Annotated in this window: 24 protein-coding genes; 5 read left to right on the forward strand and 19 right to left on the reverse strand. The window is 66.1% G+C overall.

The window, feature by feature from the left end; all coding sequences use genetic code 11:
- Window positions 1-11: 11 nt before the first annotated feature.
- Together lsr2 and lysS are read right to left on the reverse strand one after the other, a co-directional pair.
- Window positions 12-353: a histone-like nucleoid-structuring protein Lsr2 gene (gene lsr2, locus ABIA30_RS11430; RefSeq protein WP_370065151.1), complete on the reverse strand. Its 342-nt coding sequence runs from the start codon at window positions 351-353 to the stop codon at window positions 12-14.
- 115 nt (window positions 354-468) lie between these two features.
- On the reverse strand, window positions 469-1968 hold the full coding sequence (lysS, locus tag ABIA30_RS11435; RefSeq protein ID WP_370065153.1) for a lysine--tRNA ligase: 1500 nt from the start codon (window positions 1966-1968) through the stop codon (window positions 469-471).
- Window positions 1969-1992: 24 nt separating this feature from the next.
- Between lysS and ABIA30_RS11440 the strand changes: the two genes are divergently transcribed.
- Window positions 1993-3240, forward strand: a complete 1248-nt coding sequence (locus ABIA30_RS11440) for an amino acid deaminase (RefSeq protein ID WP_370065154.1) — start codon at window positions 1993-1995, stop codon at window positions 3238-3240.
- Window positions 3241-3288: 48 nt separating this feature from the next.
- Here ABIA30_RS11440 and ABIA30_RS11445 read toward each other — a convergent pair whose 3' ends face one another.
- The 11 genes from ABIA30_RS11445 to ftsH all read right to left on the reverse strand — a co-directional run bounded on the left by ABIA30_RS11445 (window position 3289) and on the right by ftsH (window position 12857).
- Entirely contained in the window at window positions 3289-4089 is an 801-nt protein-coding gene (locus tag ABIA30_RS11445) for a type III pantothenate kinase (protein WP_370065156.1), read from the reverse strand.
- A 5-nt stretch (window positions 4090-4094) separates the two neighbouring features.
- A complete protein-coding gene (panD, locus tag ABIA30_RS11450) occupies window positions 4095-4502 on the reverse strand; it encodes an aspartate 1-decarboxylase (RefSeq protein ID WP_370065158.1) in 408 nt (135 codons plus the stop codon).
- The gene (gene panC, locus ABIA30_RS11455) at window positions 4502-5449 is read right to left on the reverse strand and encodes a pantoate--beta-alanine ligase (RefSeq protein ID WP_370065160.1); all 948 of its coding nucleotides are present in this window, start codon (window positions 5447-5449) and stop codon (window positions 4502-4504) included. Before panC ends, panD begins: the two co-directional genes overlap by 1 nt.
- The gene (locus tag ABIA30_RS11460) at window positions 5446-6408 is read right to left on the reverse strand and encodes a Rossmann-like and DUF2520 domain-containing protein (protein WP_370065162.1); all 963 of its coding nucleotides are present in this window, start codon (window positions 6406-6408) and stop codon (window positions 5446-5448) included. The genes panC and ABIA30_RS11460 overlap by 4 nt, the downstream gene beginning before the upstream one ends.
- Window positions 6409-6485: 77 nt before the next feature.
- On the reverse strand, window positions 6486-7625 hold the full coding sequence (locus tag ABIA30_RS11465) for a DUF6779 domain-containing protein (protein ID WP_370065164.1): 1140 nt from the start codon (window positions 7623-7625) through the stop codon (window positions 6486-6488).
- A gap of 77 nt (window positions 7626-7702) precedes the next feature.
- Window positions 7703-8179 (reverse strand): DUF3180 domain-containing protein, encoded by a 477-nt coding sequence (locus tag ABIA30_RS11470; RefSeq protein WP_370065166.1) that lies wholly within the window; start codon window positions 8177-8179, stop codon window positions 7703-7705.
- Window positions 8179-8694: a 2-amino-4-hydroxy-6-hydroxymethyldihydropteridine diphosphokinase gene (folK, locus tag ABIA30_RS11475; RefSeq protein ID WP_370065168.1), complete on the reverse strand. Its 516-nt coding sequence runs from the start codon at window positions 8692-8694 to the stop codon at window positions 8179-8181. The genes ABIA30_RS11470 and folK overlap by 1 nt, the downstream gene beginning before the upstream one ends.
- Window positions 8691-9068: a dihydroneopterin aldolase gene (gene folB, locus ABIA30_RS11480; protein WP_370065170.1), complete on the reverse strand. Its 378-nt coding sequence runs from the start codon at window positions 9066-9068 to the stop codon at window positions 8691-8693. Before folB ends, folK begins: the two co-directional genes overlap by 4 nt.
- Window positions 9061-9879 (reverse strand): dihydropteroate synthase, encoded by an 819-nt coding sequence (gene folP, locus ABIA30_RS11485; protein ID WP_370065536.1) that lies wholly within the window; start codon window positions 9877-9879, stop codon window positions 9061-9063. The genes folB and folP overlap by 8 nt, the downstream gene beginning before the upstream one ends.
- A gap of 71 nt (window positions 9880-9950) precedes the next feature.
- On the reverse strand, window positions 9951-10559 hold the full coding sequence (gene folE / locus ABIA30_RS11490; protein ID WP_370065172.1) for a GTP cyclohydrolase I FolE: 609 nt from the start codon (window positions 10557-10559) through the stop codon (window positions 9951-9953).
- Window positions 10560-10577: 18 nt separating this feature from the next.
- Entirely contained in the window at window positions 10578-12857 is a 2280-nt protein-coding gene (ftsH, locus tag ABIA30_RS11495; RefSeq protein ID WP_370065174.1) for an ATP-dependent zinc metalloprotease FtsH, read from the reverse strand.
- A 220-nt stretch (window positions 12858-13077) separates the two neighbouring features.
- Between ftsH and ABIA30_RS11500 the strand changes: the two genes are divergently transcribed.
- From ABIA30_RS11500 to ABIA30_RS11510, 3 genes are read left to right on the forward strand one after another with little or no spacing between them, the layout of a single operon-like run.
- Window positions 13078-14010 (forward strand): alpha/beta fold hydrolase, encoded by a 933-nt coding sequence (locus tag ABIA30_RS11500; RefSeq protein WP_370065176.1) that lies wholly within the window; start codon window positions 13078-13080, stop codon window positions 14008-14010.
- Window positions 14007-15182, forward strand: coding sequence for an LLM class flavin-dependent oxidoreductase (locus tag ABIA30_RS11505; RefSeq protein ID WP_370065178.1), 1176 nt, complete (start codon window positions 14007-14009; stop codon window positions 15180-15182). The genes ABIA30_RS11500 and ABIA30_RS11505 overlap by 4 nt, the downstream gene beginning before the upstream one ends.
- Window positions 15183-15203: 21 nt before the next feature.
- A complete protein-coding gene (locus ABIA30_RS11510) occupies window positions 15204-15908 on the forward strand; it encodes an SIMPL domain-containing protein (protein ID WP_370065180.1) in 705 nt (234 codons plus the stop codon).
- 19 nt (window positions 15909-15927) lie between these two features.
- Here ABIA30_RS11510 and ABIA30_RS11515 read toward each other — a convergent pair whose 3' ends face one another.
- Genes ABIA30_RS11515 through dacB form a run of 5 tightly spaced genes read right to left on the reverse strand, consistent with a single transcriptional unit; the run spans window position 15928 to window position 22170 of the window.
- Window positions 15928-18150 carry a molybdopterin-dependent oxidoreductase gene (locus ABIA30_RS11515; protein ID WP_370065182.1) on the reverse strand — a complete coding sequence of 741 codons (2223 nt, stop codon included), beginning with the start codon at window positions 18148-18150 and terminating at the stop codon, window positions 15928-15930.
- 19 nt (window positions 18151-18169) lie between these two features.
- On the reverse strand, window positions 18170-18745 hold the full coding sequence (gene hpt / locus ABIA30_RS11520; RefSeq protein WP_370065184.1) for a hypoxanthine phosphoribosyltransferase: 576 nt from the start codon (window positions 18743-18745) through the stop codon (window positions 18170-18172).
- A gap of 58 nt (window positions 18746-18803) precedes the next feature.
- The gene (gene tilS / locus ABIA30_RS11525; RefSeq protein ID WP_370065187.1) at window positions 18804-19760 is read right to left on the reverse strand and encodes a tRNA lysidine(34) synthetase TilS; all 957 of its coding nucleotides are present in this window, start codon (window positions 19758-19760) and stop codon (window positions 18804-18806) included.
- On the reverse strand, window positions 19739-20797 hold the full coding sequence (locus ABIA30_RS11530; protein WP_370065189.1) for a zinc-dependent metalloprotease: 1059 nt from the start codon (window positions 20795-20797) through the stop codon (window positions 19739-19741). Before ABIA30_RS11530 ends, tilS begins: the two co-directional genes overlap by 22 nt.
- Window positions 20785-22170 carry a D-alanyl-D-alanine carboxypeptidase/D-alanyl-D-alanine-endopeptidase gene (dacB, locus tag ABIA30_RS11535; RefSeq protein ID WP_370065191.1) on the reverse strand — a complete coding sequence of 462 codons (1386 nt, stop codon included), beginning with the start codon at window positions 22168-22170 and terminating at the stop codon, window positions 20785-20787. Before dacB ends, ABIA30_RS11530 begins: the two co-directional genes overlap by 13 nt.
- A gap of 122 nt (window positions 22171-22292) precedes the next feature.
- Here dacB and ABIA30_RS11540 point away from each other — a divergent pair, with 122 nt between their 5' ends.
- The gene (locus ABIA30_RS11540) at window positions 22293-22781 is read left to right on the forward strand and encodes an inorganic diphosphatase (RefSeq protein WP_370065193.1); all 489 of its coding nucleotides are present in this window, start codon (window positions 22293-22295) and stop codon (window positions 22779-22781) included.
- A 75-nt stretch (window positions 22782-22856) separates the two neighbouring features.
- Here ABIA30_RS11540 and ABIA30_RS11545 read toward each other — a convergent pair whose 3' ends face one another.
- Window positions 22857-23456: a TetR/AcrR family transcriptional regulator gene (locus tag ABIA30_RS11545; protein ID WP_370065538.1), complete on the reverse strand. Its 600-nt coding sequence runs from the start codon at window positions 23454-23456 to the stop codon at window positions 22857-22859.
- Window positions 23457-23504: the final 48 nt, after the last annotated feature.

Consider the following 23504-nt stretch of genomic DNA (forward strand, 5'->3'; position numbering starts at 1 on the left):
GTAAATTCGAATTAAGTGGCCGCGTGGAATGCGTCGATGACCTCCGCCGGAATGCGACCGCGAGTCGAGACGCTGTGTCCATTACGTCGCGCCCAGTCGCGGATGGCTGCACTCTGTTCACGATCGATCGTGGCCCGACCGCGGCCAGTACCGGTGGCGCGACCACGACGACGTCCGCCGACCCGGCGACCGGCCTCCACCCACTTCTTCAAATCCGCACGCAACTTGGCAGCGTTCTTCGAAGTTAGATCTATCTCGTAGTTCACACCGTCGAGGGCAAATTCAACGGTCTCGTCAGCCGCACCCTCGCCATCGAAATCGTCGACGAGCGTTACGGTTACTTTCTTCGCCATTAGGCCACACTAACCCTTCTGCCTGTGTTTGCCGGCAGGATCGACTCTGCCCCCGCCGTCAATGCTGGCATAGGACCGCAATTCCTACAACAACTGAGTCCCGAACTGCGAACAATCACACCTGCGGCCGGACAATCGGGAACAAAACAGTCTCCCTAATCGTCAGACCGGTCAACGCCATCAACAAACGATCGAGGCCCATTCCGGTACCGGTGGTCGGTGGCATGGCGTACTCCAATGCGGTCAGGAAATCTTCGTCAAGCCGCATTGCCTCGTCGTCACCTGCAGCAGCAGCAAGGGCCTGGGCTTCGAAGCGCTCCCGCTGAATCACCGGATCGATGAGTTCGGAGTATCCGGTCGCCAGTTCGAAGTTACGAACATAGAGATCCCACTTCTCGGTCACACCTGGGATGCTGCGGTGAGCTCTGGTCAGTGGCGTTGTCTCGACCGGGAAGTCACGGACAAAGGTCGGTGCCCACAGGTGATCACCGACGGTGTGTTCCCAGAGTTCTTCCACCAATTTGCCATGTCCGTATCCGCGGTCGCGTGGAATCTCGGCACCGAGCTTGTCCGCAATAAGCCAGAGATGTTCGACACCGGTATCCGGAGTGATCTCCTCGCCGAGCGCGGCAGACAACGACGGATACATTTCGAGGGTCGCCCATTCGCCATCGAGGTCATAGGTCGAGCCATCCGGCAACGGCACCAATCGGGTCCCAATGGCCTCATCCGCCACTTCTTGAATAAGCTCGCGTGTCACGATGGCGGAATCGTCATAGGTGCCATATGCCTGATATGTCTCCAGCATCGCAAATTCCGGAGAATGTGTTGAATCGGCTCCTTCGTTGCGAAAGTTGCGATTCAACTCAAAAACCTTCTCAAAACCGCCGACCAGGCAGCGCTTGAGGAACAACTCCGGCGCAATACGCAGGTACAGGTCGACGTCCAGGGCGTTGGAATGCGTGACAAACGGCCGCGCAGCCGCGCCACCTGGCAACGTTTGCAACATCGGCGTCTCGACTTCCAAGAAGCCACGCCGCTCCAATGCCGATCGCACCGCACGCACCACCGCGATGCGCTGCCGCGCGATCGTTCGTGCCTCCGGGCGGACGATCAAATCGACGTAGCGCTGCCGGACCCGGGTTTCCTCGTTCAATTCCTTGTGCGCCACCGGAAGCGGACGCAGCGCCTTCGAGATGATCTGCCAGGAATCGGCGAGCACGGACAGCTCACCTCGACGCGAACTGATCACTTCACCCTCGATCAGCACGATGTCACCGAGGTCGACGTCAGCCTTCCAGGCATCGAGGGACTCCTGACCGACCTTGTCCAGGCTCAACATGGCCTGCAGCTGGGTGCCGTCGCCTTCCTGCAGCGTCGCAAAGCACAGCTTCCCGGAGTTTCGGGCGAATACGATGCGGCCGGCGACGCCCACGACCTGGCCGGTAGCGGTATCGGCGGCCAGGTCGGGGTACGCCTGCCGCAGCTCGGCAAGGGAGTGCGTACGCGCCACCTCGACCGGGTAGGGCTCACGGCCCTCGGCAAGCAGCCGTGCGCGCTTGGCCTGGCGAATGCGGAACTGCTCGGGAATATCGGAACTATCTGCTGACGTCACGAAATGCCAGCTTAAATGAAGGCTATGCCCACCGGTTTGGATGTATCGCTGGTAACCGCTCTCGGAGACGATCCGATCGACTGGCGCCACAAGGGACTGCCGTCGTCCTGGTGGGGACAGACGCCCGTACAGGTGAGTCGCCGACTGCCGAATCTGTTCGCGGACGGGGCGGTGTCACCCGTGTGCACGCTCCGAGCCCAGCCGCTGGCGCACAACCTGGTCACCATGGCGCGCTGGTGCCGACGCCACGGGGTATTGCTCGCGCCGCACGGCAAAACCCACATGTCCCCGCAACTGCTGGCCCGTCAACTCGGCGCCGGGGCGGTGGCCGTCACCGTTGCGACCATCAGCCAGGTCCGAGTGTTCCGCGCCTTCGGTGTACAGCAGATGATCCTGGCCAATGAATTGGTAGATACGGCCGGGTTGCAGTGGCTCGCTGGGGAATTGAACACTCACCCCGAGTTCGGGCTGGTGTGCTGGGTGGATTCGGTCGCCGGCGTGGAATTGATGACCAGCGCTCTCGCCGAGGCAGAGCGACCGCTGGACGTGTGCGTCGAAGTCGGCATGGAGGGCGGACGAACCGGCTGCCGGGACGCCGAGACAATCGACGCCGTGGCCCGGGCCGCGGTCGCCTCGGACCGGCTACGACTTGTCGGGGTCGCCGGGTACGAGGCCGCCGCCGGCCATGCGGTGACCGACGCATCCCTGAATGCCGTTGCCGCTTACCTGAATACACTTCGCGATACTGCGATCGCCCTACACCCGCTGTTCGAGACCGACGAGGTCATCGTGTCCGCCGGCGGCAGTACCTACTTCGACCTGGTCGCCGAGACGTTGACCAAATGGCCGGCGGAGATGTCGGTACGCACCATCGTGCGCAGTGGTTGCTATCTGACCCACGACGATGGCCTGTACGCGCGGACCACGCCACTGGGCCGGGTAGATGACGCGCATCTGGAGCCCGCACTGAGTGTTTGGGCGCAGGTGATCTCCCGCCCGGAACCCGACCTGGCGATCCTCAACATGGGTCGCCGCGATGCGTCCTTCGACCAGGATCTGCCGGTGCCCTACGGGTTGACCGGTAGCCGCGTGGAGAAGCTCAACGACCAACACGCCTACCTACGGCTGGCGCCGACGGACCAGCACCTGGTGGTCGGTGAGTGGGTTGAGTTCGGAATCTCGCACCCGTGCACGGTTTTCGACAAGTGGCAGCTGATCCCGATGATCGACGACGATCACCGCGTGGTCGAATTGGTCCGCACCTTCTTCTGAGTGACCGGTGCACGATCTCCCATGCCGGGCGCGAGTCTCGTGCTCAGGTCACTTGGCGCGTTTGTTGTGCTGGTTGCGCTCGAAGACCATCCGAAGGCCATTGAGCGTCAGGTGTTTGTCGTAGTGCTGCACGGTCCGCAGGTCGGGCAACACCAGCGGGGCGGTATGGCCGGTCGCTACCACCGCGACATTGTCACCGGCAAAACCGTCGACGTCGTCCCGGATCCGGTGCACCAGACCGTCGACCAGGGCCGCGAACCCGAAAACCGCACCGGCCTGCATGCATTCGACGGTGTTCTTGCCGATCACCGACCGCGGCCGGGTCAACTCGACACGGCGCAGCGCCGCCGAGCGCGCGGCCGCAGCATCGGAGGACACCTGGATCCCTGGCGCAATGGCACCACCGAGGAACTCCCCCTTGGACGAGACCACGTCCACACAGATCGACGAACCGAAGTCCACCACGATCGCCGCAGTCCCGTATTTATGGTATGCGGCAAGACAATTGACGATGCGGTCGGCGCCGACCTCTTTGGGATTGTCCACCAGCAGCGGAATACCCGTGCGTACGCCCGGCTCGATCAACACATGCGGGACCGACGGCCAGTACTGCTCCAGCATCACCCGGATCTCGTGTAGTACCGAAGGCACCGTCGATAGGCCCGTGGCGCCGACCAAGCTTTCCGAGTCGTCACCGATCAGGCCGTCGAGGGTCAGCGCCAGCTCATCGGCCGTCACCTCGGACTCGGTCCGAATCCGCCAGTTCTGCACCACCTTTGCGTGTGATCCGGACCCCGAGATCAGGCCCACCACGGTGTGGGTGTTGCGAACGTCGATCGCCAGCAGCACCGCGGTTACCGCGGTGACAACAGGCCGTCGACGCCGTCCGGCACGTGCGCGGCGTCATGCGAGAAGTCGATCTGCCGGTTCTGGCCGTCGACGAAAATCACCCGGGGCCGGAAGGCCTTGGCCTCGGCGTCCTCCATGGTGCCGTAGGCAATCAAGATGACCAGGTCGCCGGGGTGGATCAGATGCGCTGCGGCACCGTTGATTCCGATGATCCCGGTGCCACGCTCGCCGGTGATGGCATAGGTGACCAGCCGGTTGCCGTTGTCGATGTCGACGATGGTGACCTGCTCTCCCTCGAGCAGGTCGGCGGCGTCCATCAGATCAGCGTCGATGGTGACCGACCCGACGTAATGCAGGTCCGCCTGAGTCACCGTGGCACGGTGGATCTTGGACTTGAGCATGGTACGCAACATCAGTTCCTCCAAGGTAATTCATGGTTGTTACCGTCCTGGCCGACGAGCGGATGCCCGTCGATCCCTGCGGATGCACCAACATCAATGGAAATGTTGTCCAGCAATCTGGTGTTGCCGACGCGAGCCGCGACCAACAACCGGCCCGGCCCACTGGCCGGAGCAGGCCCCAACCAGGGGTCCCGCACTTCCAGATAGTCGACGTCAATCGACGGAACCTCGTCGAGCACTGCGCGTGCGGCATCCAAGGCCGCCTCGACACCCCTTGGGGCCCCGTACTTTCCGGCCAGCATCGCCGCCGACAGCGCCCCGGCGTGTTCCCGCTGCACCTCGTCGAGGTAGCGATTACGCGATGACATGGCCAGGCCGTCGTTCTCCCGGACGATCGGCACGGCCACGATCCGCACGTCGACGTTGAGGTCGTCGACCATCTGGCGGACCAGAACCAACTGCTGGTAATCCTTTTCGCCGAAGAACGCCCGATCCGGCCGGACGATCTGCAGCAGCTTGAGCACCACGGTCAGCATGCCAGCGAAATGCGTTGGCCGAGAGCCCCCTTCGAGCTCCGCGCCGATCGGACCCGGCAGCACCGTGGTGCGCTGACCCTCGGGGTACATCTCGGCGGCGCTGGGCGCGAACACCACCTCGACGCCCTCGGATTCGAGCAGCTCGACATCGGAATCCAGGGTGCGCGGGTAGGCGTCGAGGTCCTCCCCCGCACCGAACTGCAGCGGGTTGACGAAGATCGAGACCACGACGACAGCTCCGGGCACCTTCTTGGCAGTACGCACCAGCTCCAGATGACCGTCGTGCAGCGCGCCCATGGTGGGCACCAGGGTGACCCGTCGACCGGTGGCCCGCAACGCCCGGGTCACATCCGATACGTCCTGCGGGTTGCGGTACAGGTTCAGTTCGCCCGCAACGAATTTCGGCGGTTTGCGATCCGTCACGGCTGTCTCCCTGGTTCGTTTCTATTTCCCGTCGCTCCGCTCGCCCCGGATGACTTCAACACGGAAAAGACCTCGGCGGGCGCGTGGGCACGCTGCGCCGTACGCAATGACAGCGCCCGATATCCTTGCGCCAGTTCGCCATCCACCTCATCGAGGGCATCGAGATGAGCTGCCACCGCGGCCGCGTCACCACGAGCCACCGGACCGGTCAGAGCGGCCTGTCCACGCTGCAGCGCATTTTCCAGAGAGGCGCGGGCCAGCGGTGCCACGATCCGCTCGGCAATACCGCCGGGACCACCACCGACCAATTCCTGGCCCAGCAGCTCCTGCCCCTCCAGCGCGCTGCGCAACGCCTCCACGGCGTCGAGCACCACGGTGATGACGTGGTTGCCCGCGTGCGCCAGCGCCGCGTGATACAGCGTGCGGGCATCCTCCCGGACCCGGAACGGCTCACCGCCGATCTCCAGCACCAGTGACTGCGCGATCGCATAGCCGATCTCATCGGCCGCGGTGACCGCGAAACAGGTGTCCGACAACCGCACGATGTCCTCGTCGGACCCGGTGAACGTCATTGCCGGATGGATGGCCAGCGGGATACAGCCCTGCTGGGTGAGCGGCTCGAGCACCGCGATGCCGTTGGCTCCCGAGGTGTGGACGACGATCGCGCCGGGACGCACCGCGCCCGTCGCCGCCAGCCCGGATACCAGTCCTGCCAGCTCGGCGTCAGGGACGGCCAGGAGCAGCAACTCGGCGCGGGCAGCGACATCATGGATGGGAAGCACCAGGGTGTCGGGTAAGCGGAGCTGGGCGCGGCGCAGAGAGGCCTGCGATATCGCACTGCAGGCGACCACCACGTGGTCGGCACGTTCCAGTGCCAATCCCAACGCACTACCGACCCGACCTGCGGAAATGATTCCGACAGTGAGCCGGGCCGGACGCAGTCCGTCAAGCTGCCCCATCGCAGCGACCTCACAATTGGTGGTTCAAGCGTTCCAGTCCTGCCTGGCAGGTACCGGACGGTCGCTAAAAGGGTAGCTCAGTCTTCCCGTCGCCGACGACGCCCGCCCTCACCAACATTGACCTGCAGACGGGCCAGCAACTCCGCGGCCGATTGGCCGCCGGCGTGCTGACCAGGCTGTTCCTCTTCTTCGGCGCTCCGGTGCCGGGCCGGTGTGGGTTCGCTCACAGGCACCGCGAGTGCCGGCGGCGCGGTGCGCGGGCCCTGATCCGATTCGGGTACTACTGAGCCGGCGGGCTCCCGCTCCTCGGCGTACCGGCTGCGCCGCTGCGGGGGCACGGCCGGCAAGGTCATGGTCGGTTCGGGGCCACGGTCGTCCTCGGGAGCCGGAGCCACCCAATTGCTGCCCGGGGCGCCGGCCGGAATCCACTGCCCTTCGACCTCGACCGGCCGCCACTGCGCGGCCGGCGGCTGAACCGGTCCGGCCGGCGGTTGAATCGGGGGTGCCGGTGGGGGGACGGTCGGCGGCTGACTCGGTTGCGGGACCGGCCCAGGTGTCTCCGGAGCAGTCTCGTGCGCCCGGCGGTGCGCCCCACCCTGCGGCATCAGCGACGGGGCCCAGTCTTCATCACTGGGATGCGGCTCGGCCGCAACGTCAATGATCGGGCTCTCTTCGGTTTTCGGCTCAGCGTCCTTTTCACGCCGGTCCTCGGTATCGATCCGGCTGGCGATGACGCGCGCGTTGCGCTCAGCCGACTGCACCGTGCCCAACGCCGGGCGATGTTCCAGATCGGTATCGAACAGGATCTCCAAATGTGTGCGGAGAGCGGCCAGTTCGGCCCGCAGCGCCGCCACTTCGTCCGCGGACTGGGCACGCAGCTCGGAAGCCAGCTCACGGCGTAGATGCGACTCGACGGACAACTCATACTCACGCCGAGCCGAAATCTCCCGATCCAGCTGCAAGTTGTAGACCGTCTTGAGGTCCCGGATGCGGGCCTTGTCGGCATCAGCCTGGCGCCGATAGATGAACGATACGAACGCCGCCGCGACCGCCGCCCACAAGGCAAGCACCACAGCAAGTTTGAGCAGCTGGACCTCGTCGGTGAACACCAAGGCCGAACTCGCGACGATGGCCAACACCAGCAACGTCGTCAACAGCGCCCAACCCGGCCGACGGATCGGGCGCCGGGCGCGCACTCCCCGGGACGGATCGGTCATGGGCTGACTGTACCGTTCACAGCTCACATCACGTGTCGACGGCAACGGCGATTCTCGCCATCACCCTCGATCGTTATCTACTCGGAGCCGTTGTCGTTCTGGTCTGGTTGGCCCGGCGGTGACTTGCAGCAATGCTGTAACCACAAGGCGGCCGCCACCAGGGCCAGTGCGCTGATCGCAGCGACCACCGCGCCTCCGGTATCAGCCGCGGCGACTCGCAGGGTTCCGCGTCGCGGCAGCAGATACGCCAATACCGCCAGCCACCAACCTTCCGCCGGTGCGCCCACCCATGCCGATGCCTTGGCGATGACCACCGAGCGCGCGACCGTCAACGGGTGCAACCGCCCCGCGCCTTCCCCGATGTGACCACCAGAGATCTTGGACCGCACCTGAAATGCCCAGACCGCCTCGCCGATCGCCACCACCAACAGCGACACCCCACTCCACGTGGTGATCGGTGGGAACCAGTGATAGGTCAGGACCACCACGAGATATCCGAGCAGGCCCACCAGCACCACAGCCGCGGTGAGATCACGTTTACGCGTCGGGCCCATCAGTGCACCAACGACAATTCGGTCAGTCGGACACCGTCGCGTTCCGCGGGATCCAGAGCGCGGAGCAACTGCGCCACCGGCTGAGGCCGACCGTCAAGTGTCAGCTCCGCGTCCGGGTCTGCTGCCAGCCACGGGGTCAGCACGAAGGCCCGTTGATGGGCGAAAGGATGCGGAAGCGTCAAAGTCGGGCCATCGGAACGCACTTCACCGTGCGAGTCGCGGCAGCAGACGATATCGACGTCGAGAGTCCGCGGGCCCCAATGCTGTTCGCGCACCCGCCGGGCGCCATCCTCGAATTCGTGGGCCAGCTGTAGCCAATTCCGGGCACCGCGTGCCGGATCATCGGCCAGCAGCACCGCATTGAGGAACGGTCCCTGCTCGACGCCACCCCAGGCATCGGTCTCGTACACCGGAGACACAGCACGCACCGCATCGCGCAGACCGTCGACCACCGACTGCAGGTGCGCCAACCGGTCGCCCAGATTGGAACCGATGGACAGCACAACGGTACTCATCCGGCGCGGCCACCTCGCCGGGACCGCCGCGCCACCACTGCAACGTCGTTGAACGTCAACGGGATCGGCGCGTTCGGTTTGTGCAGCACCACCTCGACGGCGTGCACCCGCTCGTCGGTCATCACGTCGTCGGCGATCTCGGCCGATACCGTCTCGATCAAATTGCGCGGCGGTCCTTCGATGATGGCCGCGGCGCGTTGCGCCAGGGCGCCGTAGTCGAGAGTGTCGGACAACTCGTCACTGGCCGCCGCGGCCGCCAGATCGATCCACACCGTGATGTCGACGACGAAGTCCTGGCCGTCGACCCGCTCGTGGTCGAATACCCCGTGATTTCCGCGAACAGTCAAGCCGCGCAATTCAATTCGATCAGCCATCAACGCCCTCCAAACCGCCCGACGCCCACGCCTTCACCACTTTCACCGCATCCACCGAGGCTCGCACGTCGTGCACCCGCACGCCCCAGGCGCCATGCTCGGCGGCCAATGCGGAGATCACTGCCGTGGCCGTCTCGCGGCCGTCCGGTGTCCGTGCAGTGCCATCGGACTCGGCCAGCAGACTGCCGAGAAAGCGCTTGCGCGACGCTCCGACCAGCACCGGAATCCCGGTGCCGACGAACTCCGGCAGCGCCCGCAACAGCGCCCAATTGTGTTGGGCCGACTTGGCGAAACCCAGACCGGGATCGATGATCAGGTTCTCCACGACCACCCCGGCCGCCACCGCGGCATCAACGTCGGCAAGCAGCTCGGCACGCACATCGGCAACCACATCACCGTAGACCGTCACGTGGTGCGGTTGCGCGGCGTCGACCGGACGCCAATGCATCAGCACCCAGGGCACTTTGGCTGCTGCCAGCAGCGGGGCCATCCCGGCATCGGCACGCCCGCCCGACACGTCGTTGACCATCCGCGCCCCGCACTCCAGCGCAGCTTCGGCGACGTCGGCATGCATGGTGTCGATGCTGACGACAACGCCTTGAGCTGCAAGCTCTTTGACGACGGGTAATACCCGGTCACGTTCGACGTCCGAAGCCAGGCGGGTGGCGCCGGGACGAGTCGACTCGCCTCCGACATCGATGATCTGGGCGCCCTGCCCGACCAGCGCCAGACCATGGGCCACTGCCCGATCCCGATCCAGGTAGCGTCCCCCGTCGGAGAACGAGTCGTGGGTGACGTTGACAACTCCCATGACCACCGGGGCGAGCGAAGCGACGGGATGAAGGCCCGGGGCGAGCGAAGCGACGGGATCGGGCCGAGTGCTCACCTGCGCAGGATCAGTTCCAGAGCCTCGGCCCGAGAAGCCTTGTCCGTCTTGAACTGTCCGCGCACCGCCGAGGTGGTGGTGATGGCACCGGGCTTACGCACTCCACGCATCGCCATGCACAGGTGCTCGGCCTCGATCACCACGATCGCGCCACGCGGATTGAGCTTGCGCATCAGTGCATCGGCGATCTGCGCGGTCAGCCGTTCCTGCACCTGCGGACGCTTGGCGTACAGGTCCACCAGACGCGCGATCTTCGACAGTCCCGTCACCCGGCCGTCGTGGCCAGGGATGTAGCCGACGTGGGCCACGCCATGAAAGGACACCAGGTGATGCTCGCAAGTCGAGTACATCGGGATCTCTTTGACCAAGACCAACTCGTCGTGACCCTCGTCAAAGGTGGTGTCCAGCACCGCATCCGGATCGGTGTACAGCCCGCCGAAGATCTCCTTGAAAGCCCGCGCAACCCGTGCCGGGGTCTCCACCAGGCCGTCACGCTGCGGGTCCTCACCGACTGCCACCAGCAGCTCCCGGACCGCAGCCTCGGCACGCTCCTGATCGAACTGCGGGACGGTGACCGTGGCCGTATGGTTCTGCGACCGCGTCATGTGTGGGCTCCGTTCGGGTCAGCCGTGAGTAGGCGGGGCCTGGTCGTCAGACGGGTGCTGCGGGTGCTGCGGGTAGGGCTGGTAGCCGCCGGGGCGCGGGGGCTGCTGGCCCGGGTGCGGAACCTGTCCCCAACCCGGTTGCGGATACCACTGCCCCTGCGGCGGGTAGGGCTGCTGCGGTGCCTGCGGCTGCCCCGGCGGCGGCCAGCCTGGGGCCTGCCATCCGGCGGGGGCACCGTAGTCCGGCTGGGTCTGACCGTTGACACCAGCACCGTTCGGGCCACTGTGACCGTTATTGCCGGTCACTGCCGATGCCGCCTGGCTGGCCGCCGCGATGGCCGCCTTGAACGCCGGTTCCTGGGCCGGCGGTGGCCACGGCTCACCGCGTTCGATGGCCAGCTCGCCCGGCGTCTTGATCGGGGGCTTCTCGGACGGGATACGGCCACCGAAGTCGTCGAACATGGTCAGCCGGGGGCGCTTCTTGACGTCGGCGAGGATGATCTCCAGATCGGCGCGGTGCAGGGTCTCCTTCTCCAGCAGCTCGCCGGCCAGGATGTCGAGTACGTCGCGGTACTCGGTCAGCACATCCCAGGCCTCGGTGTGCGCGGCCTCAATGAGCTTGCGCACCTCGTCGTCGATGATCTGGGCGACCTCGTGGCTGTAGTCCGCCTGGGTGCCCATGCTGCGGCCCAGGAACGGGTCACCATGTTCGGTGCCGTACCGCACCGCGCCCAGCTTGGGACTCATACCGTGCTCGGTGACCATGGCGCGGGCGATCTTGGTGGCCTGCTCGATGTCCGAGACCGCGCCGGTGGTGGGCTCGCGGAAGATCAGCTCCTCGGCGGCACGACCGCCGATCGCCATGACCAGTCGGGCCACCAGCTCGGAACGGGTCTGCAGACCCTTGTCATCCTCGGGGACAGCGACGGCGTGACCGCCGGTGCGGCCGCGGGCCAGGATGGTCACCTTGTACACCGGGTCCAGGTTCGGCATCGCCCAACCTGCCAGCGTGTGCCCGGCCTCGTGGTAGGCGGTGATCTTCTTTTCGTGCTCGCTGATCAGCCTGCCCTTGCGCCGCGGTCCACCGATGACCCGGTCGACGGCCTCTTCCAGGGCCGGCCCGGCGATCACCGACCCGTTCTCGCGGGCGGTCAGCAGCGCTGCCTCGTTGATGACGTTCGCCAGGTCGGCTCCGGACATCCCCACGGTGCGCTTGGCCAGGCCGTCCAGGTCTGCGTCGGGGCCGATCGGCTTGCCGGCCGAGTGCACCCGCAGCACCGCCTTGCGGCCGGCCAGGTCCGGGTTGGACACCGGGATCTGCCGGTCGAAGCGGCCGGGCCGCAGCAGTGCCGGGTCCAGGATGTCGGGCCGGTTGGTGGCAGCGATCAAGATGACGCCCTGCCGGTCGCCGAAACCGTCCATCTCGACCAGCAGCTGGTTGAGGGTCTGTTCGCGTTCGTCGTGACCACCGCCCAGGCCGGCGCCGCGCTGGCGGCCGACGGCGTCGATCTCGTCGACGAAGATGATGCACGGGCTGTTCTGCTTGGCCTGCTCGAACAGGTCGCGCACCCGTGAGGCGCCGACGCCGACGAACATCTCGACGAAGTCCGAACCTGAAATCGTGAAGAACGGAACCCCGGCCTCACCGGCGACAGCGCGCGCCAGGAGGGTCTTACCGGTGCCTGGCGGGCCGTACAGCAGCACACCCTTGGGGATCTTGGCGCCGAGGGCCTGATACCGCGACGGGTTCTGCAGGAAGTCCTTGATCTCGTAGAGCTCTTCGACCGCCTCGTCCACGCCGGCGACGTCGGCGAAGGTGGTCTTGGGCATGTCCTTGCCCAGCATCTTGGCGCGGGACTTGCCGAAGCCGAAGCCCATCCGGCCGCCGCCCTGCATCCGCGAGAACATGAAGAACAGCCCGACCAGGAGCAGCAGCGGCAGCAGGTAGATGAACAGCGAACTCAGGATGCTGCCCTGGTTGACCACCGTCTTGGTCTTGACGTTCTTGGCGTTGAGCGCGTCGAACAGCGGCACCGCGTACCCGGTGGGGAACGAGGTGATGATCTTGTTGCTGTTGTCGGTATCGCCGGTCACGTTCTTCAGATCGAGCCGGAGCTGCTGCTCACGGTCATCGATCTGGGCGCTGGTGACATTGCCGGAGTTGATCTGGGCGACAGCGACCGAGGTATCCACTGAGTGATACCCACGGGTGTCGTCGCTGAAATAGAAGAAGGACCAACCCAGCAACAGCACAACCGCGATGACGGTCAGGGTGCGGACGACATTTTTTCGGTTCATCACATATTTCGGCCGACGTGGTTTTTCGTCGGCCAGGTCCTTCCAATACACAAATGCGGGTTAGATCAGGCTACCGCTAAGGAAACGTTCAGTAGTTCCCGATAGCAGGTTGGCCCCGCCGGCCTCCGATCGCGCAGGCTCTCCGGCGCCTCTCGAATGCCCGTTGCGCGGCCCGGCACACGTCCTTCCTACCGGCCGGACGCTGTGCTTTGGTAAGGCGATGAGCGCACCTACCGAACGGATCGTTGACACCAACGGGGTGCGGCTGAAGGTGACAGAGGCCGGTGAACGCGGGGCGCCGGTGGTGGTCCTTGCACACGGCTTCCCCGAGCTGGCCCACTCCTGGCGACACCAGATCCCAGCGCTGGCGGCGGCCGGCTATCACGTGTTGGCGCCCGATCAGCGCGGCTATGGCGGCTCGTCACGTCCGGCCGCCATAGCGGACTACAACATCGTCAACCTCACCGGGGACATCGCGGGCCTGCTCGACGACGTCGGTGCACAGCGCGCGGTCCTGGTCGGCCACGACTGGGGTTCGCCGGTGGTCACCAACTTTCCGCTGTTTCATCCGGACCGGGTGCATGGGGTGGTCGCACTGAGCGTGCCGCCGGTTCCCCGGGCGTCGGCGCCGCCGACCCAGATCTGGCGAAAGATCTTCGGTGACAACTTCTTCTACATGTTGTACTTCCAGGAACCCGGGGTCGCCGATGCGGAGTTCGAGCGCGATGTGCGGGCATCGATGCGCCGGCTGATCGCCCTGGAGGGCTTCACCGGGTCCGCCGACTCATTGATCGACCGGCCGCTGCCGCCACTGCCGGACTGGATCACCGACGACGAATTCGAGCCTTATGTAACGGCTTTCACCGAAACGGGATTCACCGGCGCGCTGAACTGGTACCGCAACTTCGACCGCAACTGGGAGCTGACGGAAGCTCCCCCCGCCCGGACCATCACCGTGCCGACGCTGTTCCTGGGCGGGACCGCCGACCCGGTGCTGTCCTTCACCCCACGGGACCGGGTCCGCAACGTGGTGACCGGCCAGTATCGCGAAATCCTGCTCGAGGGCGCGGGGCACTGGCTACAACAGGAACGGGCCGAGGAGGTCAACGCGGCCCTGATCACATTCATCGACGGATTGGGATTGCAGCCATGAGCGACCGGCCAGTGGATTTCGGCGTCTTCATCACTCCGTTCCATCCGGTCGGCCAATCGCCCACCACCGCACTGGAATACGATCTGGAGCGCACTGTCGCCCTGGACCGGCTGGGCTACGACGAAGTGTGGTTCGGCGAGCACCATTCCGGTGGCTACGAGCTGATCGCCTGTCCTGAGGTGTTCATCGCCGCCGCGGCCGAACGCACCAAACACATCCGGTTCGGTACCGGCGTGGTGTCCCTGCCCTATCACCACCCGCTGATGGTGGCCGATCGTTGGGTGCTGCTCGACCACCTGACCCGCGGCCGGGTCATGTTCGGCACCGGTCCAGGCGCGCTGCCGTCGGACGCCTACATGATGGGCATCGACCCGGTCGATCAGCGCCGGATGCAGCAAGAGTCGTTGGAGGCCATCCTGGCGTTGTTCCGGGCCGGCCCCGACGAACGCCTCACCCGCGAGACCGACTGGTTCACCCTGCGCGACGCCGCGCTGCACATCCGTCCGTACACCTGGCCATACCCGGAGATCTCCACCGCGGCAATGGTTTCGCCGTCCGGTCCGCGGCTGGCCGGTCAGCTGGGGACGTCGCTGCTGTCGTTGTCGATGTCGGTGCCCGGCGGCTATGCCGCACTGGAATCCACCTGGGACATCGTGAGCGACCAGGCCGCGAAATCGGGCCTGCCGCAGCCGGATCGGCGGAACTGGCGGGTGCTGGGGGTCGTGCACCTGGCCGACACCCGCGAACAGGCGATCGAAGATTGCACCTACGGACTGGAGGACTTCTCCAACTACTTCGGCGCCGCCGGGTTCGTTCCACTGGGCAGCCAGACCGGCCCGGCCCCGACGTCTCGACAATTCGTCGAAGACTATGCGGCCAAAGGCAATTGCTGTATCGGAACGGCCGACGACGCGATCGCCTACATTCAGGACTTGCTGGACCGCTCCGGCGGCTTCGGCACCTTGCTGCTGCTGGGCCATGACTGGGCGCTGCCGGAAGCCACCTTCCATTCCTATGAGTTGTTCGCGCGCAAGGTCATTCCACACTTCAAGGGGCAACTGACCGCACCCCGGTCCTCGCACGACTGGGCCAAGGGCATGCGCGACCAATTGTTCGGCCGGGTGGGCGAGGCTGTGGTCAAGGCGATCGGCGAGCACGTCAACAACCCGTAGCGGATCGGTACGGTGGAGAACATGTCACGCCCCGCCACCTTTGCCCTCGCCGCTCTGACCGCCGCCGCCGCAGTCGGCCTGGCCGGCTGCGGTTCCGATTCCGACTCCGACCAAGGCAAGCCCCGCGAAGTCACGGTGATCGGCGCCGGAAAGGTACAGGGCACCCCGGACACCCTGACCGTCGACGCGGCCATCGAAGCGACGGCCCCGGACGTCAGTGCGGCGATGAACCAGACCAGCAGTCGCCAACAGGCCGTGATCGACGCGGTCGTCGGCGCCGGTATCGACAAGCAGGACATCGCCACCACACAGGTGAGCCTGCAACCCGAGTACGGGGAGCACTCCGCGATCACCGGCTACCGGGCCAGCAATTCGGTCCGGATCAAGGTCCGCAAGCTGGACACGGCCTCGCAGATACTGGCGAAGATCGTCGACGCCGGTGGCAACCAGACCCGGATCAACTCGGTGAGTTTTGCTATCGACGACGACTCTCAGCTGGTCAAAGACGCTCGGGCGCGGGCATTCAACGACGCCAAGGACCGTGCCGAGCAATACGCGAAACTGTCCGGCGAAAACCTGGGCAAGGTACTGAGTATCTCCGAAACCGCCGATGGTACGACACCGCCGACGCCGCTGCCGCGGATGGCGATGGCCCAGGCCGTGCCGCTCGAGCCTGGTCAGCAGACTGTCGGATTCACCGTGACAGTGGCCTGGGAACTGACCTAGCCCACGCTGGATTGCCGGCTCAGCCGGCGGCGGGTGCGATGTCGACCGGGATGCCGTTGAGCACCGCGGTGCCCGACAGCGGATCCAGATGCGTGCCGTCATTGAGCTGATTGACGTTGACGCCGGGGTGACTGTTCGCGAGCTCCTGCCCGGTGCCGCCGCGGTTGTGGCCCCAGCCATGGGGCAGTGAGACCACACCGCGGCGCATGACGTCGGTCACCTCGATGGGGGCGAGCAGCTCACCGCCGGGGCCCTTGATGACCGCGACGTCGGTCAGGCCCAGATCGGCGGCATCGTCGGGATGGATCTGCAAGGTGCACCGGTTGGAGCCGCCGGACAACGCCGGGAGGTTGTGCATCCAGCTGTTGTTGGACCGCAGATGGCGCCGGCCGATCAACAGGAACCCACCGACGGAGCGGCCCAGTGCGTCACGCAACCGCGCCACGTCGGCGACGATCGGTTCCGGCGCCAGTTCGATGCGCCCACTCGGGGTTCGCAGCACCTCGGGAATCCGCGGCTGCAGTGGCCCGAGGTCGATGCCGTGTGGACTGGCCTTCAGTTGTTCCAGAGTGAGCCCGTCGGGGTTGGTGCCGAACGCGTCGCCGTAGGGCCCGAGCCGCAGCATCATGTCGAGACGGCGTTCGTAGCCCCGACCCGGGTACAGCATCGCGGTCAGCTCGTCGACGTCGCGCCCGGCGACGGGCGAATCGGCATCGGCGGTTTCTTTGGCCAGTGTCGTTGCGATCACCTGCAGATCAACCAGAGCCGGATCCCCTTCTAGCCCAATGCCGTACAGGATCAGCGCCAGACGGGACAGGATCTCGGGTTCGTCGGGACGCCCGTCCAACGGCAGCGCCGGCGACGAGTAGCGCACATTGTTGCGGACGGCCAAGTTGTTCAGCGCGACGTCGAAGTGGGCACTGCGCGACGGCGGGGGCGGCGGCAGGATGACGTCGGCGTGCCGGGTGGTCTCGTTGAGGTAGGGGTCGATCGAAAGCATGAAATCGACGCTGTCCAACGCTCGGTCGAGACGGTCGCCGTCAGGCGCGGACAGCACCGGGTTGCCGGCGATGGTGATCACGGCCTTGATCTGCCCTTCGCCTGCGGTGTCGATCTCCTCGGCGAGCGCGGCGGCCGGCAACTCGGCCAGCGCCTCGGGGTAGCCCGACACCCGGCTGGCCCATCGCCCGGTCCTGAACCCACGCCCGGGTTTCGGCGGGCGCGGCGCGGGAAGTACCGCACCCATCGGGAACATGGCCCCGCCCGGACGGTCCAGATTGCCGGTGAGGACGTTGAGGACGTCGACCAGCCAGCTGCCGATGGTGCCGAATTCGACTGTGGAGGTACCAATCCGGCCGTAGACCGCGGCCGTCGGCGCCGCGGCGAGTTCCCTGGCCAGTTCGCGAATCTCACCGGCCGACACACCACAGACCGCCGCGACCGTCTCGGGTGAGAACTCATCGGCCAGTGCGCGAACCTGCTCGACACCGATGACGTGCCCGGCGAGCCCACCGAGATCGACGAGATTCTCGTCGAACAGGACATACACCAGGGCGAACAGGAGCGCGGCGTCGGTGCCGGGCCGCGGCGCCAGGTGACGGTCGGCGAGTTCGGCGGTGCGCGTACGGGCCGGGTCGATCACGACCAGCTTGCCGCCGCGCTTCTTCAAAGCCCGCAGCTTGCCGGGGAAGTCAGCGGCGGTGGCCAGACTTCCGTTGGACACCAAGGGATTCGCTCCGATGATCACCAGGTAATCGGTGCGGTCCAGGTCAGGCACAGTAAATGCGATGGGACTGCCGAACATCAGGCCCAGCGCAACATGTTTGGGCATCTGATCGAGCGTGCTGGCGCTGTACACCTGGCGGGTGCCCAGGCCGCGGATGATCAGCGGCGCGTACAGGCCGCCGGCAATGGTGTGCGCATTCGGGTTGCCGAGATACAGACCGACCGATGCGCCGCCGTGTTCACCGATCACGGCGCCCAGCCGCTCGGCGACCACGGCGTACGCCTCAGTCCAGGTGGCCTCGGTCAGCACGCCGTCCCGACGGACCAATGGCTGCGTCAACCGATCGGGATCGTTGTCGAGTTCACCGAAGCTGGCGCCCTTCGGACAGACGAATCCCGCGCTGAACACATCGTCACGGTCGCCGCGGGCACCGGTCACCCGGCCATCGGAGATGGTGAGCGTCAGTCCGCAGGTGGCCTCGCAGAAGGGGCAGATTCGCAGCGCGGTATCAGCCATACCCCGAATTCTGCGCCAATCAGGGCTGTTCGTACACCTTCGGCTCGAGCGTGCCGATATACGGCAGGTCGCGGTAGCGCTCGTCGTAGTCCAGGCCATAGCCGACCACGAATTCGTCGGGGATGTCGAAACCGATGTGTGCGACGTCGATGTCGGCGCGCATGGCGTCCGGCTTGCGCAGCAGCGTACAGACGCGCAGCGAACGCGGCCCGCGGGTGGCCAGGTTGCGCAGCAACCAGGACAGGGTCAGCCCGGAGTCGATGATGTCTTCGACGATCAGGACGTCGCGGCCGCTGATATCGCGGTCGAGGTCTTTCAGGATGCGCACCACGCCCGACGACGAGGTGGACGAGCCGTACGAGCTGACCGCCATGAACTCCAACTGGGTGGGCAGCGGGATGGCCCGGGCCAGATCGGTGACGAACATGACCGCGCCCTTGAGGACGGTCACCAGCAACAGATCCTGATCGCCGGAATCGGCCCGATAGTGCTCGGCAATGCGCTCCGCCATATCGGCGACGCACTCCTTGAGCTGATCCTCGGACAGCAGAACCGACTTGATGTCATCGGAGTACAGGTCAGTACGCGGCGGCACCGCAACAGCGTGCCACGGACAACCGGATTCGGCCAAGACGATCCCGCTGCGCGGGCAGTTACACCGATTGGGCGGAGGTCACCAGCAGACCGTCGCGCCGGCGCACCACCAACCGGTGATAGCGCAACGGCGAGGCCACCGCGACGGGTCCCTGGCCCCGCCACTGCATCACGAGCGCGTCGACCGCCCGGATCTGGACGTCGGTCAGTCCGGCGGCACCGGATCCCAGGAGCCACGACCGGATCACCCGGCGGCGCAGCGCAGCGGGCAGTTTTTCCAGGCCGTCGATCACCAGCCCGGCATCGGTGCGCCGCGTCTGCAGGTGCCCGTCGGCCAGCGCGTCCAGCGCATCGTTGTCCTCCCGCAGTGCCGCGGCGGTGCGGGCCAACGCCGGCCCGACCCCGCCGCCCAGAACGTCCTCGAGCAGCGGCAGCACTTCGGTGCGCAGCCGCACCCGGGTATACCGCGGGTCGTTGTTGTGCGGGTCTTGCCACGGGTCGACACCCAGTTCGCGGCATGCGCCGACGGTGACGTCGCGCCGCACGCCCAACAATGGACGGCCCCATGGTGGATCCCAATCCATCATGCCCGCAATGGATCTGGCGCCTGATCCCCGTCCCAAGCCGAGCAGCACCGTCTCGGCCTGATCATCCAGGGTGTGCGCAAGTAGCACCGGCATCGCGTCGCGAGCGCCGCCGAGTGCCGCATAGCGCGCGGTGCGGGCCGCCGCTTCCGGCCCGCCTTCGGTGCCGACGTCGACGCGAAGCACCCGGGCGTCAACGCATCCCAATTGCCGGGCCTGGTGCTGGGCAGTGGCGGCAACCTGCGCCGAATTCGATTGCAGGCCATGGTCGACGATCAGCGCGGTGGTCGGTTTGATCATCGCGGCGACCCCGGTCAGCGCCAGTGAGTCAGCGCCGCCGGACAGCCCGACGCACCAGCCCTCGACGGGGTGCCGGCGGGCGAAGTGGACGAGCGACGCGCGCAGGGCGGCTACAGCACCCGATCGATCCATCGCCGCGGCTCATCGATTTCGGTTGGTAGCGGCAAGGTTTCGGCATCGGTCCAGATGGCATTGAACCGTTTCATGCCGACGGTCGACACCACCTCGTCGACGAATTTCTTACCGCGGGTGTACTGCGCCACCTTGGCGTCGAACCCGAGCAACGCCCGGATGATTCGTTGCAGCGGAGAATGACTACGGTTCCGGCGCGCATCGAAGCGGTTGCGGATGGTGACCACCGAGGGCACCACGGCCGGGCCGACGGCATCCATCACGTGGTCGGCGTGCCCCTCCAGCAGGGTGCCCAGCACCAGTAATTGGTCCATGGCGCGGCGCTGCTCATCGTTCTGCAAAACCCGCATGATCCCAAGAATCCCTTGCGAATTCGGATCGGCATCACCGTCACGCCGGTCGCGCAGGAACTCCGCCAGTCGACCGCTGATGTCGCCGACCTCAAGCCCGGCATCGTCGGTCAGCACCGCGAGCGCCTGCGACATGTGACCGGTCAACCAGGGATTGGCCCGGAACTGCACCCGATGGGTCACTTCGTGCAGGCAGACCCAGAGCCGGAAATCAGCCGGGTCGACCCGTAATTGTCGTTCTGTGGCAATGATATTCGGGTAGATCAGCAGCAGTTCGCCACCACCGTCCCCGAAGGGATCGTACTGACCCAGGATGCCCGAGGATACGAACGCCAGGACCGCCCCGGTCTGTGCTCCAGTGATCCGTCCGGCGATCGCGGCTGCCATACCGTCGGGGCTCGCCGTGGTGCCGCCGGTCATCACCCGCATCGATTCGGTGGCTGCACGCACCCACTGTGGGCGGTCGATGACGCGGGCCTCGGAAACCTCGGCGCCCTCATTGAGCAGCGTCACCTCGCGCACCGGAAGTTCGGCACGGCGGGCGGAGTCGGCCAACTGGGCGCACGCCTGATCCCGGGTGTAATCGGTGGTCACCGGCGCCGGCCGGGTCAGTTTGACTCCGACGGTCGCCGCGAAACCCCAGTCGACGGTACGGCCGACCGTCGGCGTCTGGGTCACGTGCCGCACCCACAGGACCGCAGGGCCGCGGCCAGGGCGTCGAGCGCAGTGCGGCCTTCCGGTCCGGCGGTGTTGGAGATCAGCGCGAAGGTCAGCACTCGCCCGCTCTGGTCGGTGACGATGCCGGCCAGGGCATTGGTGCCGGTCAGCGAGCCGGTTTTGGCACGCAGGTAACCCGCAGCGGCGCGACCGGCATCGGTGTCGGTGTAGCGATTGGACAGCGTGCCGCTGCCGCCGGCGATCGGGATGACGTCAAGCAGGGGGCGCAGCTTGGGCTGGTCGTTACCGGCAGCTGCATTGACCACGCCATCAAGGATGGTCGCGGTGAGCCGGTCGTTGACGGACAGGCCGCTGGAGTCGAAGAGCGTCGCGCCGGAAGTCTCCAGACCGGCCTTGGACAACTGGCCCAGCACCGCATGTACGCCGCCGTCGAAACTCTCCGGTTCACCGCTCGCGCCGGCCACCTCACGGCCGATCGACTCGGCCATCACGTTGTCCGACTCGCCCATCATTTCCCGCAGCCGCTCGATCAAGGGCGGCGACTGCACCACGGCGAGCTGCTGCCCGGTCGCCGGGGTCGGCCGGAGGGTCACGTTCATGGGGTCCACGCCCAGCGCGACGGCCAGTGCCCGGCCGGCGTCGAGCGCGGGTGTGGTGGAGCGCCGGGAGTCGACGGTCGCAGGCTGGACCCTGCCGGCATCGAGCATCACCGATTCGATTGGGGCGAAGTCGCCACCGGCGATGTCAGCGGTATCCCAGCCCGGCGCCATGGTCGGGCCGGTGTAGGCACTCGTGTCGACCTGCACCGATTTGACCACGGTTCCGGACTTGCGGATCTGGTCGGCGAGATCGGAGATACGCGCGGCGTCGCGGTACCAGGTGTCGGTGCCTGCCGGCGCCGCCGACAGCGTGGGATCACCACCGCCCTTGAGCACGATCTGACCCGGGGTGTCACCGGTGAGCACCGTGGTGGTCAGCCGGGCCGTGCGATCCAGGGCGAGCAATGCCGCAGCAGTGGTCAGTACCTTGTTGGTGGACGCGGGCTGCAATGGTGTGTTCTCACCCTGTGCCCAGATCTGTGCACCGGTGATGGCGTCGGTGACCCGGCCGCCGAGCTGGCCGAGATTGGGATTGGCCGCCAGCGGAGCCAGCACCGCCGCCAGCTGCGCGGGCGATGGCTGCGGGGCGCTGTCGGGCACGGGCTTGACGCCCGGATTCGCGGTGACCAGGGCAGGCTGCGGTTTGACGCCCGGACCGGCCGCGGCCGGCGCCGGCTTGTTCCGGGTCATCACCGCGGCCGCGGCAACCACTGCGGCGACCAGCACCAGAACTGCCACACCGATCACCACATGGGTCGATCGGCGCCACCGGGTGGGCCGCATAATTCTCCTGATCTAGGACGGACTGCCGAGCAGTCGGTATTGAGCAGGGTATCGCTCGTCTATGGTGGAGCCGCGTCGTCACCAGACGTCCCCGTGTCACACATTCTTGAAGGAGCCTCCCGGTGGAGCACGAAGTCGTCATCGAGATCCCCAAGGGTTCACGCAACAAGTACGAGGTCGACCACGTGACCGGCCGGGTCAAGCTGGACCGTTACCTGTTCACCCCGATGGGCTACCCCACCGATTACGGGTTCTTCGAGAACACCCTCGGTGAGGACGGCGACCCGCTGGATGCGCTGGTGCTGCTGCCCGAGTCGGTGTTCCCGGGCTGCATCATCGACGCCCGTCCCGTCGCGATGTTCAAGATGACCGACGAGGCCGGCGGCGACGACAAGCTGCTGTGCGTGCCGGCGGGAGACCCCCGTTGGGACCACGTTCAGGATCTGGGCGACATCTCGCAGTTCGAGCTGGACGCCATCAAGCACTTCTTCGTGCACTACAAGGACCTGGAGCCGGGCAAGTTCGTCAAGGCTGCCGACTGGGTCGGGCGTAAAGAGGCCGAAGAAGAGCTGGCTCGCTCGATCGCCCGCTTCGAGACTGAAGAGCACTAACTTTTTAGGCGCCGACATAGCAATTGTTGTCGTGAATTCGCCCTGAACTCACGACAAGTTGCCATCTCGGCGCGCTCAACGGGCCGGCTCGATCCGGCCCGCCAACATCGCGGTCCAGTCCGCGATGTACTCCTCGTCCGGCGTATCCGCTTGGGGCGCATGGAAAACCACGCGCGTGGCCTGTTTACCGAGCAGCGCATTGACCCCGACCACGGCAATCCGCCGGGCTTGAGCTTCGTCCAGACCCTGTGGTGCGCAACCCTGAATCCAGTCGGCCAGTTCGCCGTACAGACCGTCGACCAAGGCGGCATAGGCACCATTCAGCCGCGGTGACTGATCCGCCGGCGTGCGGGCAGCGACCTGCAAGAACTGACTTTCCTGCTGCAGCACGCTCATCAGATACCGTCCGAGCAGCGTCAGTTCGGTCCGCAGATCACCTTTGCCGGCGAACAGTGCGCTGATGTCGTGCATCGCGCGGCGCCGATCCAGCTGCCGGTCGATACCCGCCGCGAGCACCGCGTCCTTGGTCTTGAAGTGGTTGTAGAGCGCACCGCAGCCCGGCACCAGGCCGGCGGCCTTCTCGATCTGGGTGATGCTGGTCGCCCGGTAGCCCTGTTCGCTGAACAGCCGCATCGCCTCGGTGACCAGCCGTTCCTTGGTCGACGTTTGCACTATTGACCGCCTATAAGAACTGTCATATGTTTCGTACTAGGTCACCATACA

It is taken from the genome of Mycobacterium sp. MAA66 (assembly GCF_041261665.1).
Taxonomy (GTDB): domain Bacteria; phylum Actinomycetota; class Actinomycetes; order Mycobacteriales; family Mycobacteriaceae; genus Mycobacterium.

Bases quoted from the DNA above. Each gene is read 5' to 3' on its own strand.
- lsr2 (WP_370065151.1), bottom strand. From the start codon at position 353: ATGGCGAAGAAAGTAACCGTAACGCTCGTCGACGATTTCGATGGCGAG.
- ABIA30_RS11440 (WP_370065154.1), top strand. From the start codon at position 1,993: ATGCCCACCGGTTTGGATGTATCGCTGGTAACCGCTCTCGGAGACGAT.
- panD (WP_370065158.1), bottom strand. From the start codon at position 4,502: ATGTTGCGTACCATGCTCAAGTCCAAGATCCACCGTGCCACGGTGACT.
- ABIA30_RS11460 (WP_370065162.1), bottom strand. From the start codon at position 6,408: ATGGGGCAGCTTGACGGACTGCGTCCGGCCCGGCTCACTGTCGGAATC.
- ABIA30_RS11465 (WP_370065164.1), bottom strand. From the start codon at position 7,625: ATGACCGATCCGTCCCGGGGAGTGCGCGCCCGGCGCCCGATCCGTCGG.
- ABIA30_RS11470 (WP_370065166.1), bottom strand. From the start codon at position 8,179: ATGGGCCCGACGCGTAAACGTGATCTCACCGCGGCTGTGGTGCTGGTG.
- folK (WP_370065168.1), bottom strand. From the start codon at position 8,694: ATGAGTACCGTTGTGCTGTCCATCGGTTCCAATCTGGGCGACCGGTTG.
- folB (WP_370065170.1), bottom strand. From the start codon at position 9,068: ATGGCTGATCGAATTGAATTGCGCGGCTTGACTGTTCGCGGAAATCAC.
- folP (WP_370065536.1), bottom strand. From the start codon at position 9,879: ATGGGAGTTGTCAACGTCACCCACGACTCGTTCTCCGACGGGGGACGC.
- folE (WP_370065172.1), bottom strand. From the start codon at position 10,559: ATGACGCGGTCGCAGAACCATACGGCCACGGTCACCGTCCCGCAGTTC.
- ftsH (WP_370065174.1), bottom strand. From the start codon at position 12,857: ATGAACCGAAAAAATGTCGTCCGCACCCTGACCGTCATCGCGGTTGTG.
- ABIA30_RS11500 (WP_370065176.1), top strand. From the start codon at position 13,078: ATGAGCGCACCTACCGAACGGATCGTTGACACCAACGGGGTGCGGCTG.
- ABIA30_RS11505 (WP_370065178.1), top strand. From the start codon at position 14,007: ATGAGCGACCGGCCAGTGGATTTCGGCGTCTTCATCACTCCGTTCCAT.
- ABIA30_RS11510 (WP_370065180.1), top strand. From the start codon at position 15,204: ATGTCACGCCCCGCCACCTTTGCCCTCGCCGCTCTGACCGCCGCCGCC.
- ABIA30_RS11515 (WP_370065182.1), bottom strand. From the start codon at position 18,150: ATGGCTGATACCGCGCTGCGAATCTGCCCCTTCTGCGAGGCCACCTGC.
- tilS (WP_370065187.1), bottom strand. From the start codon at position 19,760: ATGGATCGATCGGGTGCTGTAGCCGCCCTGCGCGCGTCGCTCGTCCAC.
- dacB (WP_370065191.1), bottom strand. From the start codon at position 22,170: ATGCGGCCCACCCGGTGGCGCCGATCGACCCATGTGGTGATCGGTGTG.